The sequence below is a fragment of the Novosphingobium sp. AAP83 genome (assembly GCF_001295795.1).
Lineage (GTDB): Bacteria > Pseudomonadota > Alphaproteobacteria > Sphingomonadales > Sphingomonadaceae > Novosphingobium.
Map to the genome: position 1 here is coordinate 41,365 of NZ_LJHY01000039.1, position 23,052 is coordinate 64,416.

The 23,052-nt window shown below is 61.5% G+C and carries 28 protein-coding genes; 7 read left to right on the top strand and 21 right to left on the bottom strand.

Features of this window, described 5'->3' with window-relative positions:
- Positions 1 to 26: 26 nt before the first annotated feature.
- From IP81_RS16045 to IP81_RS16055, 3 genes are read right to left on the bottom strand one after another with little or no spacing between them, the layout of a single operon-like run.
- On the bottom strand, positions 27 to 914 hold the full coding sequence (locus IP81_RS16045) for a sterol desaturase family protein (protein ID WP_054109024.1): 888 nt from the start codon (positions 912 to 914) through the stop codon (positions 27 to 29).
- Positions 911 to 1,363, bottom strand: coding sequence for a hypothetical protein (locus tag IP81_RS16050; protein ID WP_054109025.1), 453 nt, complete (start codon positions 1,361 to 1,363; stop codon positions 911 to 913). Before IP81_RS16050 ends, IP81_RS16045 begins: the two co-directional genes overlap by 4 nt.
- Positions 1,364 to 1,380: 17 nt before the next feature.
- Positions 1,381 to 1,815: a TIGR01244 family sulfur transferase gene (locus IP81_RS16055; RefSeq protein ID WP_054109026.1), complete on the bottom strand. Its 435-nt coding sequence runs from the start codon at positions 1,813 to 1,815 to the stop codon at positions 1,381 to 1,383.
- 298 nt (positions 1,816 to 2,113) lie between these two features.
- Here IP81_RS16055 and IP81_RS21585 point away from each other — a divergent pair, with 298 nt between their 5' ends.
- The 7 genes from IP81_RS21585 to IP81_RS16090 all read left to right on the top strand — a co-directional run bounded on the left by IP81_RS21585 (position 2,114) and on the right by IP81_RS16090 (position 9,002).
- On the top strand, positions 2,114 to 2,923 hold the full coding sequence (locus IP81_RS21585; protein WP_054109027.1) for a cold-shock protein: 810 nt from the start codon (positions 2,114 to 2,116) through the stop codon (positions 2,921 to 2,923).
- A 172-nt stretch (positions 2,924 to 3,095) separates the two neighbouring features.
- Complete coding sequence (locus IP81_RS16065) at positions 3,096 to 4,283, top strand: aspartate aminotransferase family protein (protein ID WP_054109028.1); 1,188 nt, start codon at positions 3,096 to 3,098, stop codon at positions 4,281 to 4,283.
- On the top strand, positions 4,280 to 5,206 hold the full coding sequence (gene argF, locus IP81_RS16070) for an ornithine carbamoyltransferase (RefSeq protein ID WP_054109029.1): 927 nt from the start codon (positions 4,280 to 4,282) through the stop codon (positions 5,204 to 5,206). Before IP81_RS16065 ends, argF begins: the two co-directional genes overlap by 4 nt.
- Positions 5,207 to 5,217: 11 nt before the next feature.
- The gene (locus IP81_RS16075) at positions 5,218 to 6,117 is read left to right on the top strand and encodes an Hsp33 family molecular chaperone HslO (RefSeq protein WP_054109030.1); all 900 of its coding nucleotides are present in this window, start codon (positions 5,218 to 5,220) and stop codon (positions 6,115 to 6,117) included.
- A gap of 134 nt (positions 6,118 to 6,251) precedes the next feature.
- Positions 6,252 to 6,683, top strand: a complete 432-nt coding sequence (locus IP81_RS16080) for a hypothetical protein (protein ID WP_054109031.1) — start codon at positions 6,252 to 6,254, stop codon at positions 6,681 to 6,683.
- Between the two features lie 62 nt (positions 6,684 to 6,745).
- Complete coding sequence (gene queC, locus IP81_RS16085; RefSeq protein WP_054109051.1) at positions 6,746 to 7,438, top strand: 7-cyano-7-deazaguanine synthase QueC; 693 nt, start codon at positions 6,746 to 6,748, stop codon at positions 7,436 to 7,438.
- Positions 7,410 to 9,002: an MFS transporter gene (locus tag IP81_RS16090; protein WP_054109032.1), complete on the top strand. Its 1,593-nt coding sequence runs from the start codon at positions 7,410 to 7,412 to the stop codon at positions 9,000 to 9,002. Before queC ends, IP81_RS16090 begins: the two co-directional genes overlap by 29 nt.
- Before the next feature lie 12 nt (positions 9,003 to 9,014).
- Here IP81_RS16090 and IP81_RS16095 read toward each other — a convergent pair whose 3' ends face one another.
- The 18 genes from IP81_RS16095 to IP81_RS16175 form a co-directional block, all read right to left on the bottom strand.
- Positions 9,015 to 9,542, bottom strand: a complete 528-nt coding sequence (locus IP81_RS16095) for a superoxide dismutase family protein (protein WP_231627002.1) — start codon at positions 9,540 to 9,542, stop codon at positions 9,015 to 9,017.
- Between the two features lie 106 nt (positions 9,543 to 9,648).
- Positions 9,649 to 10,734 (bottom strand): OmpA family protein, encoded by a 1,086-nt coding sequence (locus IP81_RS16100; protein ID WP_054109034.1) that lies wholly within the window; start codon positions 10,732 to 10,734, stop codon positions 9,649 to 9,651.
- Between the two features lie 199 nt (positions 10,735 to 10,933).
- Complete coding sequence (locus IP81_RS16105) at positions 10,934 to 11,386, bottom strand: DUF2793 domain-containing protein (protein WP_082356236.1); 453 nt, start codon at positions 11,384 to 11,386, stop codon at positions 10,934 to 10,936.
- Between the two features lie 25 nt (positions 11,387 to 11,411).
- The gene (locus IP81_RS16110; protein ID WP_197274670.1) at positions 11,412 to 13,610 is read right to left on the bottom strand and encodes a phage tail protein; all 2,199 of its coding nucleotides are present in this window, start codon (positions 13,608 to 13,610) and stop codon (positions 11,412 to 11,414) included.
- Positions 13,611 to 13,615: 5 nt separating this feature from the next.
- Entirely contained in the window at positions 13,616 to 14,011 is a 396-nt protein-coding gene (locus IP81_RS16115) for a hypothetical protein (protein ID WP_054109037.1), read from the bottom strand.
- Positions 14,011 to 14,829 (bottom strand): DUF2163 domain-containing protein, encoded by an 819-nt coding sequence (locus IP81_RS16120; protein WP_054109038.1) that lies wholly within the window; start codon positions 14,827 to 14,829, stop codon positions 14,011 to 14,013. The genes IP81_RS16115 and IP81_RS16120 overlap by 1 nt, the downstream gene beginning before the upstream one ends.
- The gene (locus IP81_RS16125; protein ID WP_054109039.1) at positions 14,826 to 17,162 is read right to left on the bottom strand and encodes a DUF2460 domain-containing protein; all 2,337 of its coding nucleotides are present in this window, start codon (positions 17,160 to 17,162) and stop codon (positions 14,826 to 14,828) included. The genes IP81_RS16120 and IP81_RS16125 overlap by 4 nt, the downstream gene beginning before the upstream one ends.
- An 18-nt stretch (positions 17,163 to 17,180) precedes the next feature.
- Complete coding sequence (locus IP81_RS16130) at positions 17,181 to 17,753, bottom strand: hypothetical protein (RefSeq protein ID WP_054109040.1); 573 nt, start codon at positions 17,751 to 17,753, stop codon at positions 17,181 to 17,183.
- Positions 17,743 to 17,940, bottom strand: coding sequence for a phage tail assembly chaperone (locus tag IP81_RS16135; protein WP_054109041.1), 198 nt, complete (start codon positions 17,938 to 17,940; stop codon positions 17,743 to 17,745). Before IP81_RS16135 ends, IP81_RS16130 begins: the two co-directional genes overlap by 11 nt.
- A complete protein-coding gene (locus IP81_RS16140; protein WP_054109042.1) occupies positions 17,937 to 18,251 on the bottom strand; it encodes a gene transfer agent family protein in 315 nt (104 codons plus the stop codon). Before IP81_RS16140 ends, IP81_RS16135 begins: the two co-directional genes overlap by 4 nt.
- Positions 18,251 to 18,658, bottom strand: coding sequence for a phage major tail protein, TP901-1 family (locus IP81_RS16145; protein ID WP_054109052.1), 408 nt, complete (start codon positions 18,656 to 18,658; stop codon positions 18,251 to 18,253). The genes IP81_RS16140 and IP81_RS16145 overlap by 1 nt, the downstream gene beginning before the upstream one ends.
- 29 nt (positions 18,659 to 18,687) lie before the next feature.
- Positions 18,688 to 19,083, bottom strand: coding sequence for a DUF3168 domain-containing protein (locus tag IP81_RS16150; protein ID WP_054109043.1), 396 nt, complete (start codon positions 19,081 to 19,083; stop codon positions 18,688 to 18,690).
- Between the two features lie 4 nt (positions 19,084 to 19,087).
- Positions 19,088 to 19,246, bottom strand: a complete 159-nt coding sequence (locus IP81_RS20550; protein ID WP_157573308.1) for a hypothetical protein — start codon at positions 19,244 to 19,246, stop codon at positions 19,088 to 19,090.
- The gene (locus IP81_RS16155) at positions 19,243 to 19,794 is read right to left on the bottom strand and encodes a hypothetical protein (protein WP_054109044.1); all 552 of its coding nucleotides are present in this window, start codon (positions 19,792 to 19,794) and stop codon (positions 19,243 to 19,245) included. Before IP81_RS16155 ends, IP81_RS20550 begins: the two co-directional genes overlap by 4 nt.
- A gap of 63 nt (positions 19,795 to 19,857) precedes the next feature.
- On the bottom strand, positions 19,858 to 21,006 hold the full coding sequence (locus tag IP81_RS16160) for a phage major capsid protein (protein ID WP_054109045.1): 1,149 nt from the start codon (positions 21,004 to 21,006) through the stop codon (positions 19,858 to 19,860).
- 84 nt (positions 21,007 to 21,090) lie between these two features.
- Positions 21,091 to 21,546, bottom strand: a complete 456-nt coding sequence (locus IP81_RS16165; RefSeq protein ID WP_082356238.1) for an HK97 family phage prohead protease — start codon at positions 21,544 to 21,546, stop codon at positions 21,091 to 21,093.
- A complete protein-coding gene (locus IP81_RS16170) occupies positions 21,543 to 21,851 on the bottom strand; it encodes a DUF6127 family protein (RefSeq protein WP_054109047.1) in 309 nt (102 codons plus the stop codon). The genes IP81_RS16165 and IP81_RS16170 overlap by 4 nt, the downstream gene beginning before the upstream one ends.
- Positions 21,848 to 23,002, bottom strand: a complete 1,155-nt coding sequence (locus tag IP81_RS16175) for a phage portal protein (protein WP_054109048.1) — start codon at positions 23,000 to 23,002, stop codon at positions 21,848 to 21,850. The genes IP81_RS16170 and IP81_RS16175 overlap by 4 nt, the downstream gene beginning before the upstream one ends.
- Positions 23,003 to 23,052 lie beyond the last annotated feature (50 nt).

The window sequence follows — 23,052 nt, forward strand, 5'->3', positions numbered from 1 at the left end:
AGGCTTATTGTCTTGCTGCATGTTGTTCACCCTTCGCTCTGCCGTTCCTGCCAGCGCGCCTTGATCGCGTCGGACCCTTCGCGCGAGCCGTCGTGGCTCCAGCCGGGCGGGCGGATGAGGTAGGACAATTTGTGGCGCCAAGGCGCGTGCCAGAAATCGGCCAGCATGCCTTGCCATTCGTGGAACACCACATGGGGCAAGTGGAAGCTGCCGAGCTGTTTGACGATGCCATAGCAGGGCGGCAAATTTTCGCGTTCGCGCTGGAAGGTGCGCAAGAGGCGGTCCCACACGATCAACACGCCCGCGTAATTGCGATCCAGATAAAGCGGGTTCGTGGCATGGTGGACACGGTGATGCGAGGGGGTGTTGAAGATCGCCTCGAACCAGCGCGGCATGCGGTCAATCGTCTCGGTGTGAATCCAGAACTGATAGATCAGGTTCACGCCGCCGACTATCAGGATCATCGCCGGGTCAAAGCCGATGAAGGCGGGCCAGATGCGGAACAGGAAGGAGCCAGCGAGCGGGCCGGTCCATGTCTGGCGCAGCGCGGTCGACAAGTTGTAATGCTGGCTGGTGTGGTGATTGACGTGGGACGCCCAGAACCAGCGCACGCGGTGGGCACTGCGGTGGAACAGGTAGTAGTTGAAGTCATCCAGCACAAAGCACAGGCCCCACGCCCACCATGCGACCGGCACAGTCGCCACGCGGTGATCATAGAGCCACAATGCAGCGGCAAAGATTGCGCCTGCGGCCAATGCGCCTGCAACCGTGCTGCCAAGGCCGAGGGCAAGACTGGTGAGGGTATCGCGGGGTTCATACTTTTCAGGATGATGGCGCGCAGCCCAGACCATCTCGACAAGGATCAGCGCCACGAAAAAAGGCACGGCATATGTCACGACATCGATCGGCGTCATTTCAGCGCATTTCCTAAACGGCGGAGACTGCCCAGGCGGCGAAGGCTGGCGGCCCAGACTTGCGCCTGATCGCCAAGATCGAGCGTGACCGTGCCGAAGTGTTTGTCTTGTGTGGCGATGGTGAGGAAGCGGCCATCAAGCCGGATCCCGGCGTGGCTTGTAATCTCGCGCGCGGCGAAATGGCTGCCGTGCTGGCGGATCAACAGCACGCGGTCATGGCGATCACGCACCAAAGCGCCAACCCTTGCACGGTCAAGTACGACCGCCGTGGCATCAAAGCCGCAGATCGCCTGATCGGCCAAAGCGCGGGCATGATCCTCATCGGCAATGCGCGGATCGCCGCCGAGCTGAAGCTTGCGCGCCATCCAGCCAAGCCCGAGGATCGCGATCAGCGATACGGTGAGTTGCAGCGCGAGCCACAGGCCCGGTATGGGATCAAGGTCTGGCATTTCAGGCAATGGGGCGCTTAGCCGGCTTGAGCAGCGAGCATATCCACCGTCGCGCGGATGGGGCCGATATCATAGCCTGCACCGGCGGCCTTGGCAGCTATTTCATCAGGATTAAGGCCCGCTTTGGCCTGCGCCAGCGCCCACAGCAGGGTGGAGCGCGTGCCCGAACGGCAATAGGCCAGAACCGGCGCATCGCCCGCCTGCGCCAGTGCCTGCTGCATGGCTTCGACTTGCGTCATGGAGAACCCGGCGTGCGTTACCGGAATGGCGACATAGGCCATGCCGGCTGCATGGGCCGCAGCCTCAATATCAGGGCCGGGGGTCTGATCGTCGGATTCGTCCTCGGGCCGGTTGTTGATGATCAACCCGATGCCCAGCGCCTTGGCATAGGCGACCTCGGCCAGCGTGATCTGGGGGCTGGCAAAAGTTTTATCGTCAATCTTGCGGAACATGGGGGCAAAGTCCTGATCACCAAAAGCGTGGGGTTACTTGTGCCCAAAGGGGGCTGGCGGGGCAAGCCTTGGTGAAATTGAAAGCAAAAATGGCCGGAAAGCCACAGTTTTCAGGGGAAAATGAAGGTGGCATGACGATTCCGTTCGCGCTCTTCTTTTTTTAGGTTATAGTCTTACGCGCAAAGGAGACCTCCGGCCCATCAAAGTCCGGTAGTGATTCCTTCGTCGTGCCGCTGGTCCCCGCGTCCGGCCTGCGGTGCCGTGAAGGTAGGGGCGGATTGAAGGTCTATTGATTTCTATGGGTTTTGACAGAGGGCGGCGCGGTCGCGGCAAGGATAAGCGCGACGGATTCGGCGACGAAGGTGGTTTCGATCCCTACGGCGGCGGCGGTGGTGGCGGTTTCGGTGGCGGCTTTGGTGGCGGCGATCGTGGCGGCTTCGGCGGTGGTGACCGTGGCGGCTTCGGCGGCGGTGGAAATCGCGGCGGCTTCGGCGGCGGTGATCGTGGCGGCTTCGGCGGCGGCGGCGGTGGCGGCGGCTTCAGTGGCGGCCCACGTGGCGGCGGTGGCGGCTTCGGCGGCCCACGCGGCGGCGGCGGCGGCGGCGGCGGCGGAATGCCTGCCCAAGTTGTCGGCACCGGCAAGGGCGTCGTAAAGTTCTTTAACGGCCAGAAGGGCTTCGGCTTCATTCAGCGCGAAGACGGCGGCGAAGATGTGTTCGTTCACATCAGCGCAGTCGAACGTGCGGGTCTTGAAGGCTTGGCAGAAGGCCAGCAGCTGGAATTCAACCTCGTCGATCGTGGTGGTAAGGTTTCGGCAGCTGATCTTCAGGTCGTTGGTGACGTGATCGCAGTGGCGGCTAAGCCCGATGCACCGCAGCGCGAGCTGACGGGTGAGCGCGCTACTGGTACGGTCAAGTTCTTCAACGCGATGAAGGGCTTCGGCTTTATCACGCGTGACGATGGCCAGCCTGACGCTTTCGTGCACATCAGCGCGGTTGAGCGTTCGGGTCTGCGTGAACTGAACGAAGGCGACAAGCTTGAATTCGACCTTGAAGTCGATCGACGAGGCAAGCACTCGGCGGTCAACCTAGTGCCGATTCAGGGTTGATCCCGATTGCATAGCCTCCGGTGATGCCACCGGCAGCTTGCAAGTAGCATACGTGCACAAATGGCGGTCCTTTTGGGGCCGCCATTTGTCGTTTCTGATTCCCTTTTTTCCATCCGGACAATAAGCGCCCGATGCGTCATCCGGACCGCTTGCGATTAAACAGGAGATGCCAATGTCGATCACCCCGCTGATGCCCGTATATCCCCGGTGCGGCGTGCGTCCGGTGCGCGGCGAGAACTGCCACCTGATTTCGGAAGATGGCACGCGCTATCTCGATTTTGCCAGCGGCATTGCGGTGAACATCCTGGGCCATTCGCACGAGCATCTGATTGGCGCGATCCAGCGTCAGGCCGCTACGCTGATGCACGTCTCGAACCTCTACGGTAGCCCGCAGGGTGAACGGTTGGCCCAGCGGCTGGTCGATCTGACGTTTGCCGACACGGTGTTTTTCACCAATTCGGGCGCAGAAGCGGTGGAGTGTGCGATCAAGACGGCGCGCGCCTATCATTCGGCCGTGGGTAACGACCACAAATATGAGCTGATCACGTTCAAGAACGCATTTCATGGCCGCACGATCGCAACGATCAGCGCGTCCAATCAGGAAAAGATGCACAAGGGCTTTTTGCCCATGCTCGACGGTTTCAAATATGTCGACTTTGACGATCTTGAAGCTGCCAAGGCAGCAATCGGCCCTAACACGGCAGGCTTTATGGTGGAGCCGATCCAGGGCGAAGGCGGCATTCGCGATGCCTCGGACGAATTCCTCAAAGGCCTGCGCGATTTGTGTGACGAGCACGACCTGATGCTGGTTCTTGATGAAGTCCAGTGCGGCGTTGCCCGCACCGGCACGTTCTATGCCTACGAACAATATGGCCTGACGCCCGACATTCTGGCAACCGCCAAGGGCATCGGCGGCGGTTTTCCGATGGGCGCTTGCCTTGCCACGGAAAAGGCTGCGCGCGGCATGGTGGCCGGCACGCACGGCAGCACCTATGGCGGTAATCCGCTGGCAATGGCTGCTGGCGAGGCGATCCTTGACGTGGTCGCCAACGATGAATTCCTGGCCGAAGTGCGCGCCAAGGGGGAGCGGCTGCGCGGACGGATCGAGCAGTTCATCGGGAATTACCCGAATTTGTTTGCAGGCGTGCGCGGGCGCGGCCTGATGCTCGGGCTTATGATGAAAGTGGAACCACGGCCTTTCGTGGTGCACATGCGCGACAATCACCAGTTGCTGACAGTGACCGCAGGGGACAACACCGTGCGTGTGATCCCGCCGCTGGTCATAGACGATAGCCACATCGATGAATTCATGGAGCGGCTCTCGGCAGCCGCCGCCAGCTATGAGGTCCCTGCGACATGATCCGGCATTTCCTCAATCTTGGCGATGCGGGCGGCGATGCCGTTGCAGCGATGATCAACGACGCGCTTGATCGCAAGGCAGCGCGTGCCGGTGTGCCCAAGGGGACGCCCGACGCCGATACGCCCTTGGCAGGCCATGTCCTGGCGATGGTGTTCGAAAAGAGCTCGACCCGCACACGTGTGTCGTTCGACATTGCGATGCGGCAACTGGGCGGCGCGGCCATCACACTGGATTCAAGCAACACGCAATTGGGCCGGGGCGAAACGATTGCCGATACCGCGCGCGTGCTCAGCCGCATGGCCGATGTGATCATGCTGCGCACCGATGATCACGCCAAAGTGGAAGAGCTGGCGCATTTCGCCACGGTTCCGGTGATCAATGGACTGACGGACCTGTCACACCCCTGCCAGATCATGGCCGATCTGCTGACCGTGATCGAACACGGCAAGGCCCTGCCCGGCCTGGAAGTGGCGTGGCTGGGCGACGGCAACAACGTGCTCAATTCTATAGTCGAGGCTGCGGGACTGATGAAGTTCAACGTCCGCATCGGCGTGCCCGAAGGCTATGATCCGGACGCAGCCTATATCGCAGCGGCGCAAGCAGGCGGTGCAAATATAAAGATCATCCGCGATCCGGCCGAAGCCGCGCGCGGAGCCGACGTGATCGTCACCGACACATGGATTTCGATGGGGCAGGCGCATGCTGAAGCCAAACTGGCGGCAATGGCACCCTATCAGGTCAACGACACACTGATGGCCGGGGCCAAGGCGGACGCCCTGTTCCTGCACTGCCTGCCCGCCCATCGCGGCGAGGAAGTAACGGATAGCGTGATGGATGGCCCACAATCGGTGATCTGGGACGAAGCGGAAAACCGCATTCACGCCCAGAAATCGATCCTGCGCTGGGTCTTCGGACAGATTTGAGAGCGAAATTCGTGAGTGAACAGGCCCAGCCTTCGACCGGCTTTGATCAATTGCTGCACTTTACGCTGCCCGACCGCGATGCGCGCGGGCGGGTGGTGCGGCTCGGCCCTGTGCTCGACACGATCCTGTCTGCACACAGCTATCCTGCGCCAATCCGAAGCGTTCTGGCCGAGGCTCTGGTGGTTACAGCCTTGCTAGGCTCGCTGTTGAAGGATCAGGGCAGCCAGATGACCGTGCAGGCGCAGACCAAGGGCGGCGTTATCGACCTGCTGGTGTGCGACTATCGCGACGGAGAACTGCGCGGGTATGTTCGCCATGACCGCGCGCGGCTCGACGAGCTTGGCCCGAACCCGTCGCTGTTTGCGCTGTTTGGCGAGGGGTATCTGGCGATAACCTTCGATCTTGCCGCAACCGGCCAGCGATATCAGGGTATTGTTCCGCTTGAGGGCAGTTCGCTGGCAGAAGCGTGTGAGCAGTATTTCTTCCAATCGGAACAAGTACCGACTTTGCTTCGCGTGGGACTGCATCACACACCATCCGGCTTTGTCGCAGGGGGCCTGCTGTTGCAACACTTGCCTGAAGGCGAGGAAGGCCGCGAGCGCCTGCACGTGCAACTGGATCATCCCGAGTGGGAGCACGTTTCGGTTCTTGGCCGGTCCATCAGGGATAGCGAACTGGTTGATCCGGCACTCGACCTTGAATCCGTGGTCTGGCGTTTATTCCATGAGGAGCGCGAAATCCGCGTGGAAAGCGGCCCCGCCCTCACCCGGGGCTGCCGCTGCACGATCGAGCACTATCAGGATATCCTCTCACGATTCGCAGCCGCAGACCGTGAGGAGATGAAAAACGATGACGGGCTGATTGTGGTGGATTGCGCGTTCTGCTCTCGCGAGTTCGGAATAGACCTCTAGTCATCTGAATCTAACAGCACTTTTCACGATTCACCGTGGACGCATACCGTTTCATCGCAGCAACAAAAGTGATACAAACAAGGCTGTGACCGAAACCATAGCTGGTGGTCCTGGCCCATGTGAAAGTCTGCCCGATGGCTACAAAGATTCGGCAAATCGCAAACGTCGTGCAGTTCTGCGCCTTGGCTGTTTGCGCCTATACCGGTTTTTCAAGTACGGCAGGCGTTGCGCAAGGACCTGCGCTGGCCATGCTGGACCGGCTTGAAGCCGGGTTGTGGGAAGTGAAGCCGCATGGTGCGCAAAGCAATTCGGCACAGATGTGCATCGATAACGGGCGCAAGCTTATCCAGATCCGCCATGCCCGCGAAACGTGCCGCCGGTTCGTGATTGAAGACACGCCGACTTCTGTTGTTGTACAATACACCTGCCCGACGGGCGGCTATGGCCACACCGAATTGCGGTTCGAAAACCAGCGCCTTGTACAGGTTGAAACGCAGGGGATCGACAATGGCCTCCCCTTCAATTTCACTGCCGAGGCAAGACGTACGGCCAGTTGCAGCCGCTAGAGCTTCCGGCGAAATCATTGCATTACAGGTCTGGCACCGCTAGCCCGTTAACGATGTGTGCTATGCCTTCTGACGTGCCCTTGCCGCTTGCTGTTGTTCTGCTTTCCGGCGGATTGGATTCGATGGTCTGCACCGCCCTTGCGCAAGAGCAGGGCTTTCGGGTGCTTGCGCTGACCATTGACTATAACCAGCGCCATCGGGTGGAGCTGGAATTTGCCAGAACCATTGCGCAGCGGTTGGGCGTGGAGCGGCATATCATCCTGCCGATGGATTTACGCCAGTTTGGCGGATCCGCTTTGACCGCTGATATTGCCGTACCCAAGGACGGCGTTGGCAGCGATATACCTATCACATATGTGCCTGCGCGCAACCTGATTTTTCTGTCGCTCGCTTTGGCCTGGGCCGAAGCTGCCGGATCAAAAGACTTGTTTATCGGGGTGAACGCACTGGACTATTCGGGATACCCTGATTGTCGGCCAGAATTCGTCGGCGGGTTTGAAGCGCTCGCCTGCGTGGCCACCAAAGCCGGCAGTGAAGGCGGGACCGTTACTGTTCACGCCCCGCTGCAACACCTGAAAAAATCCGAAATCGCCAAAGAAGCGGCACGGTTGGGGCTGGATGCAGGACAAAGCTGGTCTTGTTACGATCCTCTGCCGGATGGGAGAGCCTGCGGCGTATGCGACAGTTGTCGTCTGCGGCGCGCAGGATTTGCAGAGGCAGGCCTTGATGACGGAACCCGATACGGCAGCAACTGAACGAGCAAAGCTTGAGCCTCACAACGGCGAAGCATCGGCTTATAGCTGGTATGTCCTTGGCGTGCTGGTGCTGGTTTATGTGCTGAACTTTGTCGATCGGCACATCCTGTCGATCCTTGCCAACGACATCAAACGCGATCTTTCGCTGACAGACGCAGATCTGGGATTCCTTTACGGGACCGCGTTTGCGGTATTCTATGCGGTATTCGGCATTCCTTTGGGACGGCTTGCAGACAACTGGCACCGCGTAAAACTGATGAGCTTCGGTTTGGCTCTGTGGTCGATCATGACGGCGATATCGGGTTTTTCACGAAGTGGCATACAACTCACGACGGCCCGCATTGGCGTTGGCGTCGGTGAAGCAACCGCCAACCCGGCGGCCTACTCGCTCATCTCCGATTATTTTCCGCAACGGCTGCGGGCTACCGCGCTGGCGATCTATTCATCGGGATTGTTCATCGGTGGCGGTTTATCACTGCTGGTTGGTGGCATGATCGTGGAGCAATGGAACCTGGCGTACCCCAACGGCGGACCGCTGGATTTGGTGGGCTGGCAAGCCGCATTCATAGCTGTTGGCTTGCCCGGCGTCTTTCTTGCACTTTGGGTAGCCACGATCCACGAGCCCATTCGCGGAGAGATTGATGGTTTGCCAACAAAAGCCGCGCCCGCCCCGTTCAAGGCTTTCTTCGCAGAACTTATGAATGTGATCCCGCCGATCACGCTGCTTGGCGCTGCACGCCGCGGGCCTTCAGCGCTGGCCGTGAACGTGCTGGCAGCCGTTTTGATTACCGTTGCGGTTATAGAGTTCACTACGCTCCTCGGGCTTGGCACGCGCCAACAATGGATTTTCGTCGGATTTGGCGTCTACGCTGTGTTCAGTTGGGCCAGCGCCCTCAAATCGTCAGATACGCCAACATTCAACCTCATTTGGCGTTCGCCCGCATTCCTGTGCATCATTCTGGGCTATGGCATGGTCGCCTTCGCAGCCTATGCCGTGTCATACTGGACCGCACCCTATGCCGAACGCACCTTTGACATTGCGAAAACAGAGCTGGGTTGGTTTATCGGCGCACCAAGCGCGCTTTCAGGCTTTCTAGGTGTGATTTTTGGCGGGCGGGCGGCGGATTATCTCCACTCGCGAATCCCCGCCGGGCGCGTTTACATCGTATTGTTCGGATTGCTGGCACCTGTGATCCCGACGATCATTGCATTTCGGACCGAAAGCTTCGCGATCTTTGTAATATTCTCGTTCTGCGGCCAACTCCTGTCCAGCACAGCGCTGGGCGCAGCCGCCGCAGCCAGCCAATCGCTGGTACTGCCACGCATGCGCGGCACGGCTACGGCCACTTTCCTGCTCTCGACAACGCTGGTCGGGCTGGCGCTTGGACCGTTCACTGCGGGCTATATCTCGGCGACACACAACGATGATCTCGCGCTCGGCGTAATCTCTACATTCGCGTCAATGCCGGTCGGGCTGGTCCTGCTCGTTTGCGCCATACGCCTCTATTCCGCAGCGCAAGCGAACATCGAAAGCCGCGCCCGCGCAGCGGGAGAGAGTATCTAGAGCCAGATGACGTTAGAGCAGAAAACGCAACAAGACCCCGCAGGCAATGCGGCCACCGCTGTTGCCGCTCGGGTCCGTCTTGTAATCATCCGGTCCGGCATGGAGGACAATCGCGGTTCCGTCGGCATCAAACAGATTGGCCAGGAGATCGGCGGCAGTACCCGTCAATTGGCTCGCGATCATGCCATTGCCATCCGGCCCGACGATGATGTTTGGCAGATCGCCCACATGTGGTCCCGCGGGATTCAGACTGCCGTGCTGGTGCGCCGTCGGGTTCAAGTGCCCTCCGGCTGTGGTAAATCCGGGCGCTTCGCATCTGCCGGTCGTGTGCAGATGAATGCCGTGTTCGCCAGATGCCTGACCCGATACATTGGCGCGAAACATCACTGTGGTCCCGCTTTGCACGATCTCCACCGAGCCAACACTCTGTCCGGAGGCATTCGCCAATGCCGCTGTGGCAAGCGTGTTTGCGTTGCTCTGCGGCGGAACCGTCGCGCACGCTCCGAGTGATAGTGTTGCCACAAGAGCAACAAGAGCCATTCTCATTTTCATTATCAATCTCCGCGCACAGGTCCGTCGAAGGCTATAACGAAAAAGGGGCCGGATTTCTCCAGCCCCTTTCAAGAAACTCGGTTTTACCCGAAGATTACATGCCCGAACCCGGACCATACGTGATTTCCACGCGACGGTTCTGAAGTTCACGCACGCCGTCCGAAGTTGGAACGCGTGGGTTAGCTTCACCGAATGCCTGATTCGTGATCGAACCATCAGGGATGCCGTGCGAGGTCAGGTACGAACGGACCGACGTGTTACGACGCTCCGAAAGGCCCTGGTTGTACTTCGCGGTACCCGAACGGTCAGCATAACCGGCGAGCATGATCGGCACGCTGGCGCAGTTACCATAGGCGGTAACAGCGTTGTCCAGAATGGTCGAAGCTTCCGGCGTGATGTCCGACTTATCCCAGTCGAAGAACACGATGTACGGACCCTTGTTGCACACCACTGGTGGCGGCGGTGGTGGCGGTGGGGGTGGCGGTGGTGGGGGTGGCGGTGGAGGCGGCGGCGGAGCAGCTTCCTCAACCGGGGCGGCGCCACCGAAGTTGTAGGCCAGAGTGGCAAGCAACGAGTGCGAACGGAAACGGGTGCGCACGTTGTTTCCGCCACCATTTACCAGATCGATACCGTTCTGGTTAAAGAAGCGATACTTCAGGCCAAGGTCGACATTGTCGCTGATTGGTGTCCGGATGCCGGCCAGTGCTTGCCATGCAAAACCTGTGTCCGAATCGGCAATGCTGCGTGCAGCATTGTTGTAAAGCATGCCAATCTTTGCACGGCTTACGCCAACGCCGCCACCGACGAAGCCCTGAAGGCCATCGTCTGGGCCGAAGTCAAGCAGACCGTTGACCATGAAGCTGAGAGCTTCAGCGCCACCGCCCAATTGTGCTTCTGTCAGGTTAACGCCTGGAGCCTGGTATGCCTGCTCTTCTGCACGGCGATAGCTGACTTCGCTTTCAAGACGGAAACCGCCGAAATCGTAACCAACGATACCACCGAAATCATAGCCGGTCTTCGTATCAAGCACGCCGAGTTGACCCGAACCGGTGAGGTTCTCAATGTCTTCTACGATCATCGCGCCAGCATCTGCTTCGACATACCAAGAACCATCCCGCGCAAGCGCCGGTGATGCCATGGCAGTCGTGGCTAAGGCCAAGCCTAGGACAAGTTTCCGCATTATTGTTTCCCCTTATAGCGACATCATGCCACGTCGTGCAGTCTGTCTACCGGTTCCAAAGTGGTCATGCAAGTGGACAAACACACTCACTGTTGCATAAAAACAACGAATTCGGTTCGTTGTGACATACAACACAGTAGTTGTGGGAGCCCTCATGTCCCGTTGGAATGCTGCAAGTGCATTTTAGTTCCTGTTAGTCCTACGAAAAAATGCCGAGTTGTTTGAGAGCGGTCACTAACACAGCCAAGGACGCTCTGGCCTCAACATCTACATTGGCGCCTCCTGTCGGCAGATTCGGGGCCAACGGCATCGCCCAGCCTCCAGAATATTGCCGGTATGTGCCCAAGCCCCGATCAAAGGCGCGCATGCCCACGCTTGGTTGAATAAACCGCCAGCCACCCTCTGTCCAACCAGCGATTTTGTCTGTCTGCCCGGCAAAAGCACCCGTTGGCGCAGCTCCGACAATCCATGCCATTCCAGCAGCAGGCGCAATAGGAGGCGCAGAGGCAACGCCCTCCACATTGCCAGCCAGCAATATGTCGATAGCCACCAAAGCCTCGTTAACCGTTGTTTCTTTTTGTGCTTGCCCCGCAAAAAGCATCGGCAGTCCAAGACAGGGTGTTGCTGTGGAGTAACTAAGGGGTTCGGTCATTTCAGGAACCTTTCCAATTTTGGATCTACGCTGGCAAATCGACGAGCAAAGGCAACGATCTCGACTGGCGGCCTACCTGGCGAATCACAAAGCCATGCCCCGCAGAACCGGCGCGCAATTCGGAAAGCATCGTTGGCGCGATCACCAGGACCGGCGATGCCGTTTGCCAGAGCAGAGATGGACTTTGCTCCGGGCCGAAACCGATTTCCCAAAGCTCTGTGGCCTCATTCAACGGCGTATCGACCTCGTCCAGCCACGACCACGCACCGCGGCCACGGCGGATCCAGTTGACCGCAAGACCTCCGTCCGATGTCAACGTAGCGCGGCCATGCACCGGCGCCAGCGGACGCAAAGTCAGTCCCGCGTTGATGATCGGGCAGGCGACGGGATCTGTATCACCCCGCCCGATTGCGACTATATCGTTAGCGGCCGAATCGCCGATGACCGCGGAATCAAGCGCAACGAGACTATCATCAAGCAATGCAAACAGCTCGCCGGGCTGATGGAGGCTGGTTGCAAATTCCGTTCCTCCGCGTCCTCGCAAGATGCCCGACAGCCGCCATACGCCTGCGCTGATTGATTCGGCGGCTGCAAATTGAATGATCTCCCGGCCCAGAACAGCCTTGTTCGCCCCTTGCATGAGCTGTGTCCAGTTGACGCCATCCAGCGCGAAATCCGGCGATGCCAATTCCACTTCCACAGAACTGGCAGCATCAAACAAAAGGGGTGAAGCATTCGCCAAAGCATTGAGCGCCACACCCGCGATGGCACGTCTTTTTCCTGTAGAACCCAGCGCCTCCATCGTGTCATCCGGACGGCGGGCAAACAGTGCCGCGCCCGCCCAACCGCCTGTTAACGCCGTGGCGGCCACCCGAATTGCCGGACTTGTTCCATCACCAACACCATCCCACGGTATTTCAAATGCAACCAATTCTGTTGGGCTTGGCACCAGATCCGCCGGGTGATTCGCCCGACCTGAATCCGCCGTGCTGGATGTTGGCGATGATGCAGGCACTGCCGTCAGATCAAGCATCACGCCATCGGATTGCCACTCCCATTGATCGATACGCCAAACCCCGTCGGCAACTGGCGTGCGCACCATCGCCCCGGGCCCGATCGCCGGATCGATCTCGCTTATCCGGTATCGCAAGGTATCGCGCGCCTGCGTCAGGCGCTGTGCTGCCTTATCGGCCAGCACCCTTGCCTCTGCCGCAGTCAGCGCCGCTGGCAGCTCGATGATCGACACATCACCCGGCCCGCTCCGGCCAATGCTGCGTTGCATGCCCGGCTGATAATCGCGCGTGATATCATAGTAACGCACTGCGCATTGCCGTACAGAAGGCAGTGCATCGCGCCTGCGCGACCAGCCATCCGCCCGCGCATCTTCGGCAGAATCTCCGCCCGCCGCTGGAGGTGGCAATACTGGCAGACCTACGCTCGGCACGGCCTCGGCCAGGCTAAATGACAGGGCATCATCCTTCACCGCACAGGCCATCGGCGTCACATCCGCCAATGTCGCCAGCACGTCGCCCACGGCACCCTGATCAATTGTGAAGCCCGAAACCGGGGTTTGCGCCAGATCACCCGTCTTGGCCTCGGGCAGCATCTCGCGGATCACCTCGGCAAACGACACTGCGCCATTGTCGGCAATCACTTCCAGCGTCAAAGAGGGAATGCGGTTGCCAAAGTCGGCAAGTTCCAAATCCTCGAACACCACATAGGCCAGCCCGCGATAGGCAGGATTGCGCGCCATCCCTTCAGCCTGCGCCAGCAGCGGATCGACCGGTTGATCGCCATGCCCGGTATAGACCCGCAACTGCCCGCCAACCTTCAGATCGCCTGCTTCTCCTCGCAGCAGATTGCCATCGGCCCAAATGCGTCCGATCCCGGCAATCGGCCTGCTGGCCACCGCCACCGCAAACGATGCCGAATAGCTGAAGTTCGTGACCGAGGGCCGCCCCTTGCCGCCGCCCGACTTCTCGCGCCGCTCCACCAGTTCGGTTGCCCAGATCACTGTTCCCGATGCGCGAATGCGTCCGAAATGCAGCGGCAGGGCCGAACCATAGCTCGACGTCTGGACTGACAATTCTTTCAGTCGCGGCCCCTCGATCTTGCGGCCACCAATAACCGCCGAATCAACCTGCCGACCAATCAACGCCCCCAGCGCGCCGCCCAGTGGTCCGCCAAACACAGTCCCGACAGCGGAAAGAATAAGCGTAGCCATGACGATTAATGATCCTTGTCTGCCAGATGCCATTGGAAGGTGACGGGCCATGGCAGAGGGGATGGCAGAAACGTCACCCGGCCCAGCCCTGCATGGGCGTGAACAAACCCGCCCGGTGCCGCGATCAGCAAATGCGGCTGCACGGGATTTGCCATGCACAGCACAACATCACCGTCCGCATCTGCGCGGATAAGCCCGCTCTGTTCGGCATGGCCCAGCCAGTGCGTCACCGAGACATTGCGCAGCGAATACCCCAGTGGCGCTTGGGGAGCATATCCCGCCCCCCGCATCGCCGCTGCTACCAACCCCACACAATCAAGCCCGGTTTCAGGCAAACGCCCATGCAACCGGAACCGCGTGCCAACGAGGCGCAGAGCCGCTTCAGCCAATGCCGCGTCCATCACTGCGACGCCGGATAGCGGGTCAGCAAATCGTTGCCCGGCAGGAACGGTTCACCCTGAAAGTTCGCGCCATTACCGAACCTGTCCGCGCATGTACCAATCGTGTGATCACACCCTTCGCGCACAATCACGCGCAGACCCGCCGCCGCGCCAACTGCCAGAGGCCGTTCCAGCACCAGCCAGTCATCTTGCGCCGATTGCACACGCATCACGATGCCAGCATCAGGGCCATCCACCGGCCTCAGCCAGCCAAAAGCATAGTCCGCCGCATCGGCGACGCCCGCCAGCTTCACCCATTGGCGATCTGCCGAAACCTGCGCCAACTGCGCGCTATGCCTAAACCGGACGCCCGAAAGCGCACAGCCATCCCCGCAAAACTCGGCGCGGCACGTCGGCGAAGTGCGCGGCACCAGTTGCCGCGCCAGTGCCTGCTTGATCGATTGCAGTTCCGCTGAAAAGGTCTCGCCCTCGCGCCCGACCGACCCGATCGTACCGCAAAACAGCGTCTGCGCCTCCAGCGTCTCCCAATCGACCAGCCCCATCGAAACCCGCGCGCCGTCAAACCGGCCCGCGGTCAGATCCGTCTCGCCAATCGCATCATGGCTCAATGCGCCCTGCACTTCGGCGGAATCCGGCTCGAACGTCGCTGTGCGCCGAACGGCGGAAGGCACCATGCCTGGCGCGGTGCGATGCCGCAGCCCGGCGAACACCAGATCGCGGTCATGCCCGGTCAGCCCCAACGCCACGCCATCGCGCCGTTCAATCCGCCACCACACCGCCACCGTTTCCAGCGCGCTTGCAAACCAAGTCCGGCTCATGCGTCTTCTCGCAGTTCGACCAGAGGCACGCTCGGCGCTTCACCCGCTGCAAACTCCGCACCCGATATATCGAGCCTGTCCTCGGCAAAGCGCACCGGCACATCAAACAGGAACCCTGCCCGCACCACCGCACCAGCAGCAGGCGCGCTCGCCAAAGCAATCACCCCCAACGGCTCAATTACAAAGCCCCCCGTCTCCACCCCGTTCACGCTTACGCGCACGGTGCCACCGCGCGGACGCGTGATCCGCCGCCGCTGCGCGTCATCGTCATCGCCATAAAGTTTGACCAGTTCGAACCGCGCCACCCCGCCATCCCCCATGCCGATCACCTGATCCACAGGCGTCGGTGTGCCGGTCATCCCGTTCGAACTGAAGTCCGATGGGTCGCGCAAGCGGAACCCGCGCGCTTGCCCGCGCCGCGCCCGGAAAAAGCCGATCAGCTCGCCCAGTTCCGCTTCAGACCGCACCCCCGGCCCCACATCAAATCGCAGCCGCGCGTCAGACCACAAGCTGTTGCGCCGCTCAAAACCCGATGCGGTGATCGTCACATTGGTCGAAAACTCGGGCGTCACTGAAGCGTCACGGCCCAGCGCAAGCGGAAACAGAACATCATCAAAAGATTGCATCGTCGCATCTCCGCTCGTTTCAGGAAGCCGGACATATCCATCGCGCGAGACCTGCGGCAGCGCCCAGACAAACGTCTCGGCCACGCCCAACGCTACCGCCTCGCTTGCCGCCGCATCAATGCGCGGCCATTCCACCGCCGCATTTGCGCCATCCAGCACAAAACCTGACAAGTAATGCTGCCGCTCGCGCGGGTAATTCAGCCGCGCTTCGGCAATCACGCGGGCCTCCGTGCGCAAGGCATCCTTGCCGGTGGTCACCCAGTCATAATCTTCAAGTTGCAGCACATCGAACGCAGGCGATGCCCAACCCACCGGCAAATTCGCCCGCAGCGCCTCAGGCGTCACCGGATCGAGTACCGTCGGCAAAAACGCCAGCAGCAGCGTCTCTGCGCCCGCAGCACCCGCTGCCGCCTTCACCGCAGCCGCCAGATCCGCTGTGGATTGCGCCAGCATCGCTCCGGCTGCGTCCAGCAGCGCTTTCTGCGCGACATTCAGATTGGCACCAAGGTCGGGTATGTTAACCGGACTACCACCAAACGCGGCGCGCGCCGCAGCGTCATAAATGCAAATCTTGCGTTCGGCCGCCACCCACCACCACGGCTCTCCCACCTGATGCCGCACCGGCAACCCAGCGTCCAGCAATAGCCCGACCAGCGCCACGCCAACCTTGCGCACCCAAGCCATCGCGCCGCTATGCGCAGGCGAAAGCAGCGCCGATGGCGGCGACCACCCCGTAAGCCCCGCAACACCCTCCCACGTCCGCTGTTGCCAGGCAGCCGGGCAATGTTGCGCCAACAGCTCGTATGATTGCGATGCAATCACGGTAAAGCCCATCGCCGCAGCCTCGGCCAAAAATGCTTGGTGCCAACGCAATGCAGCGCCATTGAACGCAGGCAATGCCGGGTCCACTACAAAGCCGCCCGCGCCATCGGGCACCATGCCGAAAAAGTGGCTCATCCCGATGTAATGGTTGATGCTCCCGCGATATCCCAGCCCGCGCACCTCACGCAGCAATCGCGCAGGCGTCTGGTTATAGGCATCGTCATAGCCGGTGCACATCGAAAGCCCGTGCGGCGGCACCATAACATCGCCAATTTCCAACATGGGCTTGTGGCCTTCGCACCGGATTCCGGTCAGTTCTGCCCACCCCGTCACCGACTGTGCAAAGGGCGTCGCCCCTGCGCCATATCCGGGCGCCACCAGCGAGATAAACAGCCGGTCAATGTCCGCTGGATACACACGGTCCGCTTCGCCGGGCAGCAAGAACCCGCCATCCAGCGCCGAAAACGGCAGCGTGATCTGCGCATCAGTCGGCGTCCCGCTCGCATAATTCCACAACCGCACATACCACGCCCGCGCATTGCCCGCAGCATCGCGCCCCTCGATCGTCAGCGTCGGCCCGTTCACCGCATTCAGCGGCAAAACGCCTCCTGACCGCCAGCGAAACGACAGCGTCAGCCGCGAATAATCGGTCTTCGTTTCATAGGCCAGCAGCGGGTGGTCCCACTTGTCCTCCGATTCCCAGATCAGCCCGATCAAGTCGTCAGCCTTCCGGAACACCGTATCCACGCGCAAGGCATCGGGCGCAGTGGTCACAACCGAAGCCATCGCGGGCCTCGGGAAATTGACCGTCCAGAATCGCGGATCGAACCGCTGGATCGTGTCGGTCTGCTGCACCGTGCGGCGCGTGGCGAGCCAGTGGCTCATATCGGCTTCTCCGCTTGTTCAGAAATCGTTGAGAGCGCGGCGCACGGCTTGCGCCACCTGGCGGCCAGACCGGCGCAGGCTTTCGGGCTGGTTGCTGCCTTGCGGGCTGACGATCCTGATCGAAACATTCACGTCCCGCCCCCTGCCGCCGCCCAGCGATGGCTCCACCCGCCCGGCGGATGTCGGCACGAACATCTCCGGTCCGCGTTCCCCCACCAGATAGCCGCGCCCGGGCGCCACCGGCCCACCGGTCGCGCGGCCAGGCAGGCCAAAGATCGATCCGATCAGACTGCCCAGGCCCAGTGTCGCCCCGCCAGCGCTTGCACCGCCGCCCAGCGATCCGATGCCCGCCTGCACCGCCTGCGCCGCAATATCGCCCAGCACATTCAGCGCCACCCGCCGCAAGTCCTCAAACCCCAGCGACCCGCGCCGGATCGCACCCAGCAGGCCCCGCTCCAGTGTGTCGCCCGCGCGGCCAAAGCCATCCACCAGCACCGAATCAAAGCTGCCGCGCATCTGCGCCACATCAGCTGCAAAGCCCGATGTATTGGCGCGCACATCGATCATCAGCGTGTCGAGTTCATCCGCCACGGTCTGCCTCCATCATCTTATCAAGGGTGCGCTTGTCCATCGTCCCGCTCTCGGGCTGGCGCATCGCACTTAAAACCGTGGCCAGTTCCTCGGGCGTCGCCGCCCAGAACGCGTCGGGCATCCAGCCCAGCAGCAGCGCCGCTTGGCCGCCCAGCCGCGCAACGCTTGCCCCGAAGGCCTCGCTCACCCTGCACCTTTCAGGATTTGCACGATTAGCGCGCGCAACGGCGGCGTGCAGGCCGCCAGCCCCTCGCGCGTCACGGCATCGGCAAAGTCATCCCGCTCCAATTCGGCACGCTCGCGCAAGCAATGCCAGAACAGTCCGACCATCTCGGCCAACCGCAATTGCCCCGCGCTCGCGCGTTCGACCAGCCCGAACAGCGGCCCCAGCTCTTGCTCTGCGGCCACCAGAGCGCCAAACGTCGGACGCAAAACCAAAGGTTGCCCGCCGATCACCAGCACGGCCTCCCCGCGAAAGGGGTTTGCAGCATCCGCCATCAGACTTGCGCCACTAGGCCAGAGCTTTCGAGCGTCATCGTGTAATTACGCTCGCCGTTGAAATCTCCGGAGTAATCCAACCGCTGGACAAGGAACTTGCCGCGCATCCGCTCGCCGCCTTCAAACGAAAGCTCATAGTCGGCAATCGTGCCCGCCAGCGCATTGCCGCGAATGCTCATCTCGGCGGCACTGCCCAGGAAAATCCCCGCCGCGCTTACCGTCACCGAACGCGTCCCCGCCCCCGAAAGCAGTTCGCGCCAGCCACCCGAATCCTTGCTCGTGATCACCACGGATTCGCCGTTGATAGACATCTGCGTGGTCCGCAAACCGGCCACAGTATTGTACGTAGGCGTGGTTGCGCCATCGCTGATCTTCAACAGAAACGCACTTCCCTTCTGGGCTGCCATGGTCATATCTCCTTGAAGTAAATAGGGTTTCAGGCCGCTAAAATGCGTGCCCGGTATTCAAGCACCACCACGCGCACCGCCTCGCCACGCTGCTCGGCACGTGCCCGCAGCAAACCGATGCTGGCCACGCGAAAGCCATTGGCCGATTGGTCTGCCGGCAGGCTCTCCACCCGCGCCTCGATCCCGGCCACCAGCGATGCCCCGCCCAGCGGATCGTCGCTGCGAAAGTTCAGCTCCAGCGCCACGCGCACTTCGCGGCCTGCCAGCGTCTTGGTGCCCCAATTGGTGCTCGCGCTGGTGGTCAGCGCCAGCCACGGCAGCGCGGTGCGCGAAGGCGCTTCCTCAACCACCGCATTCAGCGCCGCCGCCAAGGCTGCATCGCTGGTAAGCCACGCAATCAGCGCGGCCCGAAAAGGAATTTCCATCGCGCTATTCCTCTCCAAAAAGCGGCCACAGTAGGCTCGCCTTGCGCCACTTGCGCGCATCCATGCCCCGCGCGGCGATCACCGCCCGCGCCTTGGCCAGCGCCTCTGCCTTGGCGGTCAATTGCCGCGCCAATGCGCCTGTCGCTGCTCTGGCGGTAATCATGCCAGGCGCATCCGCCGCCAAGGTCGCCACAGCGCGGCCACCACCGCAGGCGGCACCGGCGCTGCCTTGCGCTCGTCATCACGGCCCCGGTGCTGGTGCGCACAAAGCCGGATCACGCCGTGCCGGATCGCATCGGGAAGCCCGCTCCAATCCGCCGCCAATCCCGCAGAATATGTAACCACCACCCGCGTCTGGTTTATCGGCTTGCGCAACCGCACGCGGCCCACGCCATCGGCATCAATATCAAACTCGTAATCCGCCGCCGCCAGCGCCGTCCGCACGCCTGCGATATCCAGCGCCGCCAGCGCGGTCATCGCGCGCACCGGCCGGGCAGACAGCACCTGCCATTCGCTTTTCGCGCTCAAGGTTTCCTCGCAGCCCGATTGCAGCGGCATTGCGCCAATAAAGCCTTCGCAAATCTCCAACGCCGTGCGCAGCAGCGCCGCCAGTTCGGCATCATCGGCAGACCGGGATATGCCCAGCCACGCCTTCAGTTCGCTAAGCGCCGCCGAAGACAAGGCAGGCGGTGCGATAATTGCCCGCATCATGGCAATCTCCGGTCAATGATTTGGGAAAAGGGCGCGCGGCCCGTTGCCAGGCCGCGCGCATAATCAGGCCGCGATACGCAGCAGCTTGATCGCATCGCTGTCCAACACCTGCCCGCCCACACGGCGGGTGGCATAGAACTGGACATAAGGCTTGTTGGTATAAGGATCGCGCAGGATGCTTGTCTGGCGGCGTTCCGTGATCAGATAACCGGCCTTGAAGTTGCCAAACGCAATCGGGAACTGGTCCGCCGCCACATCGGGCATGTCTTCTGCTTCGATCACTGCATAACCCAGCAAACGATCAGGTTGACCATTGACCAGTCCCGGCTGCCACAAGAATGCACCATCAGCGGTCTTCAACTTGCGCACTGCTGCCAGCGTGGTTGAATTCATCACCCACACCGCACCTTGCCGCAGCGGAGCCTTCAACTGGCACACCAGATCGATCAGCCGCGCTTCAGGCGCCATGCCAAGGCCCGTGGCATTGCCCGATCCGATGAACTGCAACGAACCGAACGCGCGCGTCGCATCGCCGGCAACACTTGGCGTCGCGTTCAGGAAACCGCGTGGCTGGTTGGTGCCGGTGCCGTTGATGAAGGCGGCACCTTCTGCACGGGCAAATTCGGTGGCAATCTCGTTTGCCAGCCAGCCTTCCAGATCGAACGCGGCATCATCCAGCATCGCCTGTGTGGCTGAAGGGTTCGCATAAAGCTCGCCCATCGGCGGCACGATCTCGGCCAGTTGCGGGTTTGCCGTTTCGGGACGTGCGCCCGTTTCGCTCACCCAGCCCGAAGCCGTGCCTCCGGTAGAGATCAACCGGCGGAAACCCGAAGTGCCGGTCCTCACCACATTGGCAACCGCGCGGATCGGGCTGATTTCCACCATGCGGCGCGCAATGATCGTGTCGATCTCACGCGGCACCGCAAACCCGCCTTCTGCGCCCACGGTCGTCATCATCGATTTCAACTCGGTCTCGCGGCCATGACGAAGATAGCCGTCAACAAAGCCCTTCACTTCCGGCCCTGAACCAACCCCTGCCCCATCAAGCAACGGACGCGCAGCAGCGCGGCTGACCTTTTCCAGCCGCCCTTTCACTTCGTCCACATCGCTGCGCAGCGTCGCCAGCGCGGCATCCTGCGCTTCCTGGCGTTCGACAATATTAAACGAGTCGTTCAGCGCATCGGCCTTGGTTTCAAAGTTCACAGTATCCATGGGGCACAACGTCCTTTCTGCATGAAACAGCCACCCCATGGGGTAGCCGTGGGGGAATTCCGGTTTGTGATGATGTGAAGGAGATCAGGCGGCGTAGAGCGCCACAGGCTCCAGATAATGCACCCGCGCAAGCGGCTGCATCGGCCGCGTCACCAGGCTCACTTCGGTAATGTCCAAGTCGTGCAATTCGCGCCCGCCGGGTAACGCCTTGCCCTGCCGCACGCGATATCCGAACGACAGGCCATCCACGGCTCCGTCCTTCAGCGCACGCGCCGCCGCTGATTGCGTTGCGGTGATCGAAGCCACTACGCGCAAACCGCGTGCATCTTCGCTCACCACATCGATCCAGCCGATCTGTTCATCGGGCCGGTGCTGCCACAACAACGGTAACCGCAATCCTTCGGCCTTGCGCTGATCCAAACTGGCGCGGAACGCACCCGGTAGAATCGTATCGCCGCCACTATCGCGTTTGAGGAAAATCGCGGCATATCCGGCAAAGCGCATTGGCTCTGCTTGCACCTCAGGCAAAAGCGTTCTCATCGCACCAGATCTCCCGATCCAAACCGCACCGCGATGGCAAACAGCAGCAGCGCCAAAACCACACGCACCACCCAGCCCACCGCCGCTTTCCATGCGCTCGCCTTGGCATCGCGCCACGCGCCCAGAAGTTGGCGCAATTCGGCCATGTCGTTGTGCGCGTTGTCATCGGCCAGCCCCATCCGCGCCAGCACCCGCACCGCGCCCAGATCAGAGGCTTCCTCGACCACCGCACGCAGCGTCACCAGATCACAGCCCTCGTCCTCGGCCTGCGCCACCAGACGGGCCAGCATGTCCTCGCGGTTCATGGCTCGATCCCCAGCATTGCGCGCTTTTCTTCGGCGGAAAGAAACTCCGCCGCCGATACTTGCGCCCACAACCTTTCGCGGTCCTCGGCCAGGGCCGGTACCCGGTCCATATCCACGCCCAACCGCGCCTCGCGGAACCACGGAGCAAGGCCCTCGGCGATCGCCGCCAGAATCTTGCCCGCCACCGGCAGCAGCGTCAGCCGCCACAGCGCCCGATTGGCCTCGCGGTAATTGGCGTAAGTATTGTCGCCCGGGATCCCCAGCAGCATCGGCGGCACACCAAATGCCAGCGCAATATCGCGCGCCGCCGCCGCTTTCAGCGTGGCAAAATCCATGTCCGCAGGCGTCAGCGAAAGGCTCTGCCATTTCAGCCCCCCCTCCAGCAGCATGGGCCGCCCCGCATTCACTTGGCCTCCATAGGCTGCGGTCAATTCGGCCTTGATCCGGTCAAACTGGTCGGGCGTCAGCGAAGCGCCGGGATCGCCCGGATCATAGACCAGCGCCCCTGATGGCCGCGCCGCGTTTTCCAGCAACGAACGGTTCCACCGCGCCGCCGCATTGTGGATCGCCACCGCCTCTTCCGCCGCCTCCAGGCAGCCCGCACCATAATGGTCATCCACGGGATGAAAGTGCTTCACATGGATCAGGTTGGGCCGGCCGAAATCATCCACCGCCTCGATCCGCAACGCCTTTTCACCCACTTTATAGGCAAACGCCGCAGGCCAGCCGCCCGCATCGGGCAGCACTGTCACGCGTTCGGGCCGCAGCGCAAACAGCTCCACCGGATTGCCGTCCGCATCGCGCAACACCTGCACATAGCCATTGCCGTGCAGCATCAGATGCGCCGCCAGCGTCTCCAGCAGCGGCTGGCCCGCGCTGGTCTCGCTCACCAGCGCCAGCAGCGCCGGGTCCGATGCCACAACCGGCGCCCCGCCAATGCCCTCGGCCACCAGCCGCACAGCACGCTGCGCCACCGGGTTCTTCAAATAGGCCTCACGGATCGCCACGGGATAATTGATCGGTCCACGCGCAGGTTCGCCATGCCAATCCGAAGCCGCAATCCAGGGAGACACAAAACTCCGCCCCAAAGGCGCACGCGGCGTCACTGCCTCGCCTTTGAACGCCGCAGCAAGAGATTGAAAGAACGACATAATCAGCCTTTCGATAAAATCTGACTCCCCCCTCCCGCTTGCGGGAGGGG

What these genes read in the sequence shown, in the direction of transcription:
- IP81_RS16045 (WP_054109024.1), bottom strand. Translation starts at nt 914, where the DNA reads ATGACGCCGATCGATGTCGTGACATATGCCGTGCCTTTTTTCGTGGCG.
- IP81_RS16050 (WP_054109025.1), bottom strand. Translation starts at nt 1,363, where the DNA reads ATGCCAGACCTTGATCCCATACCGGGCCTGTGGCTCGCGCTGCAACTC.
- IP81_RS16115 (WP_054109037.1), bottom strand. Translation starts at nt 14,011, where the DNA reads ATGGACGCGGCATTGGCTGAAGCGGCTCTGCGCCTCGTTGGCACGCGG.
- queC (WP_054109051.1), top strand. Translation starts at nt 6,746, where the DNA reads ATGCCTTCTGACGTGCCCTTGCCGCTTGCTGTTGTTCTGCTTTCCGGC.
- IP81_RS16140 (WP_054109042.1), bottom strand. Translation starts at nt 18,251, where the DNA reads ATGGCGGATGCTGCAAACCCCTTTCGCGGGGAGGCCGTGCTGGTGATC.
- IP81_RS16105 (WP_082356236.1), bottom strand. Translation starts at nt 11,386, where the DNA reads ATGACCGAACCCCTTAGTTACTCCACAGCAACACCCTGTCTTGGACTG.
- IP81_RS16165 (WP_082356238.1), bottom strand. Translation starts at nt 21,546, where the DNA reads ATGAGAACGCTTTTGCCTGAGGTGCAAGCAGAGCCAATGCGCTTTGCC.
- IP81_RS16160 (WP_054109045.1), bottom strand. Translation starts at nt 21,006, where the DNA reads ATGGATACTGTGAACTTTGAAACCAAGGCCGATGCGCTGAACGACTCG.
- IP81_RS16080 (WP_054109031.1), top strand. Translation starts at nt 6,252, where the DNA reads ATGGCTACAAAGATTCGGCAAATCGCAAACGTCGTGCAGTTCTGCGCC.
- IP81_RS16175 (WP_054109048.1), bottom strand. Translation starts at nt 23,002, where the DNA reads ATGTCGTTCTTTCAATCTCTTGCTGCGGCGTTCAAAGGCGAGGCAGTG.
- IP81_RS16065 (WP_054109028.1), top strand. Translation starts at nt 3,096, where the DNA reads ATGTCGATCACCCCGCTGATGCCCGTATATCCCCGGTGCGGCGTGCGT.
- IP81_RS16095 (WP_231627002.1), bottom strand. Translation starts at nt 9,542, where the DNA reads ATGGCTCTTGTTGCTCTTGTGGCAACACTATCACTCGGAGCGTGCGCG.
- IP81_RS16150 (WP_054109043.1), bottom strand. Translation starts at nt 19,083, where the DNA reads ATGGAAATTCCTTTTCGGGCCGCGCTGATTGCGTGGCTTACCAGCGAT.
- IP81_RS20550 (WP_157573308.1), bottom strand. Translation starts at nt 19,246, where the DNA reads ATGATTACCGCCAGAGCAGCGACAGGCGCATTGGCGCGGCAATTGACC.
- IP81_RS16090 (WP_054109032.1), top strand. Translation starts at nt 7,410, where the DNA reads ATGACGGAACCCGATACGGCAGCAACTGAACGAGCAAAGCTTGAGCCT.
- IP81_RS16100 (WP_054109034.1), bottom strand. Translation starts at nt 10,734, where the DNA reads ATGCGGAAACTTGTCCTAGGCTTGGCCTTAGCCACGACTGCCATGGCA.
- IP81_RS21585 (WP_054109027.1), top strand. Translation starts at nt 2,114, where the DNA reads ATGGGTTTTGACAGAGGGCGGCGCGGTCGCGGCAAGGATAAGCGCGAC.
- IP81_RS16170 (WP_054109047.1), bottom strand. Translation starts at nt 21,851, where the DNA reads ATGAACCGCGAGGACATGCTGGCCCGTCTGGTGGCGCAGGCCGAGGAC.
- IP81_RS16110 (WP_197274670.1), bottom strand. Translation starts at nt 13,610, where the DNA reads ATGGCTACGCTTATTCTTTCCGCTGTCGGGACTGTGTTTGGCGGACCA.
- argF (WP_054109029.1), top strand. Translation starts at nt 4,280, where the DNA reads ATGATCCGGCATTTCCTCAATCTTGGCGATGCGGGCGGCGATGCCGTT.
- IP81_RS16145 (WP_054109052.1), bottom strand. Translation starts at nt 18,658, where the DNA reads ATGGCAGCCCAGAAGGGAAGTGCGTTTCTGTTGAAGATCAGCGATGGC.
- IP81_RS16125 (WP_054109039.1), bottom strand. Translation starts at nt 17,162, where the DNA reads ATGAGCCACTGGCTCGCCACGCGCCGCACGGTGCAGCAGACCGACACG.
- IP81_RS16055 (WP_054109026.1), bottom strand. Translation starts at nt 1,815, where the DNA reads ATGTTCCGCAAGATTGACGATAAAACTTTTGCCAGCCCCCAGATCACG.
- IP81_RS16155 (WP_054109044.1), bottom strand. Translation starts at nt 19,794, where the DNA reads ATGATGCGGGCAATTATCGCACCGCCTGCCTTGTCTTCGGCGGCGCTT.
- IP81_RS16120 (WP_054109038.1), bottom strand. Translation starts at nt 14,829, where the DNA reads ATGAGCCGGACTTGGTTTGCAAGCGCGCTGGAAACGGTGGCGGTGTGG.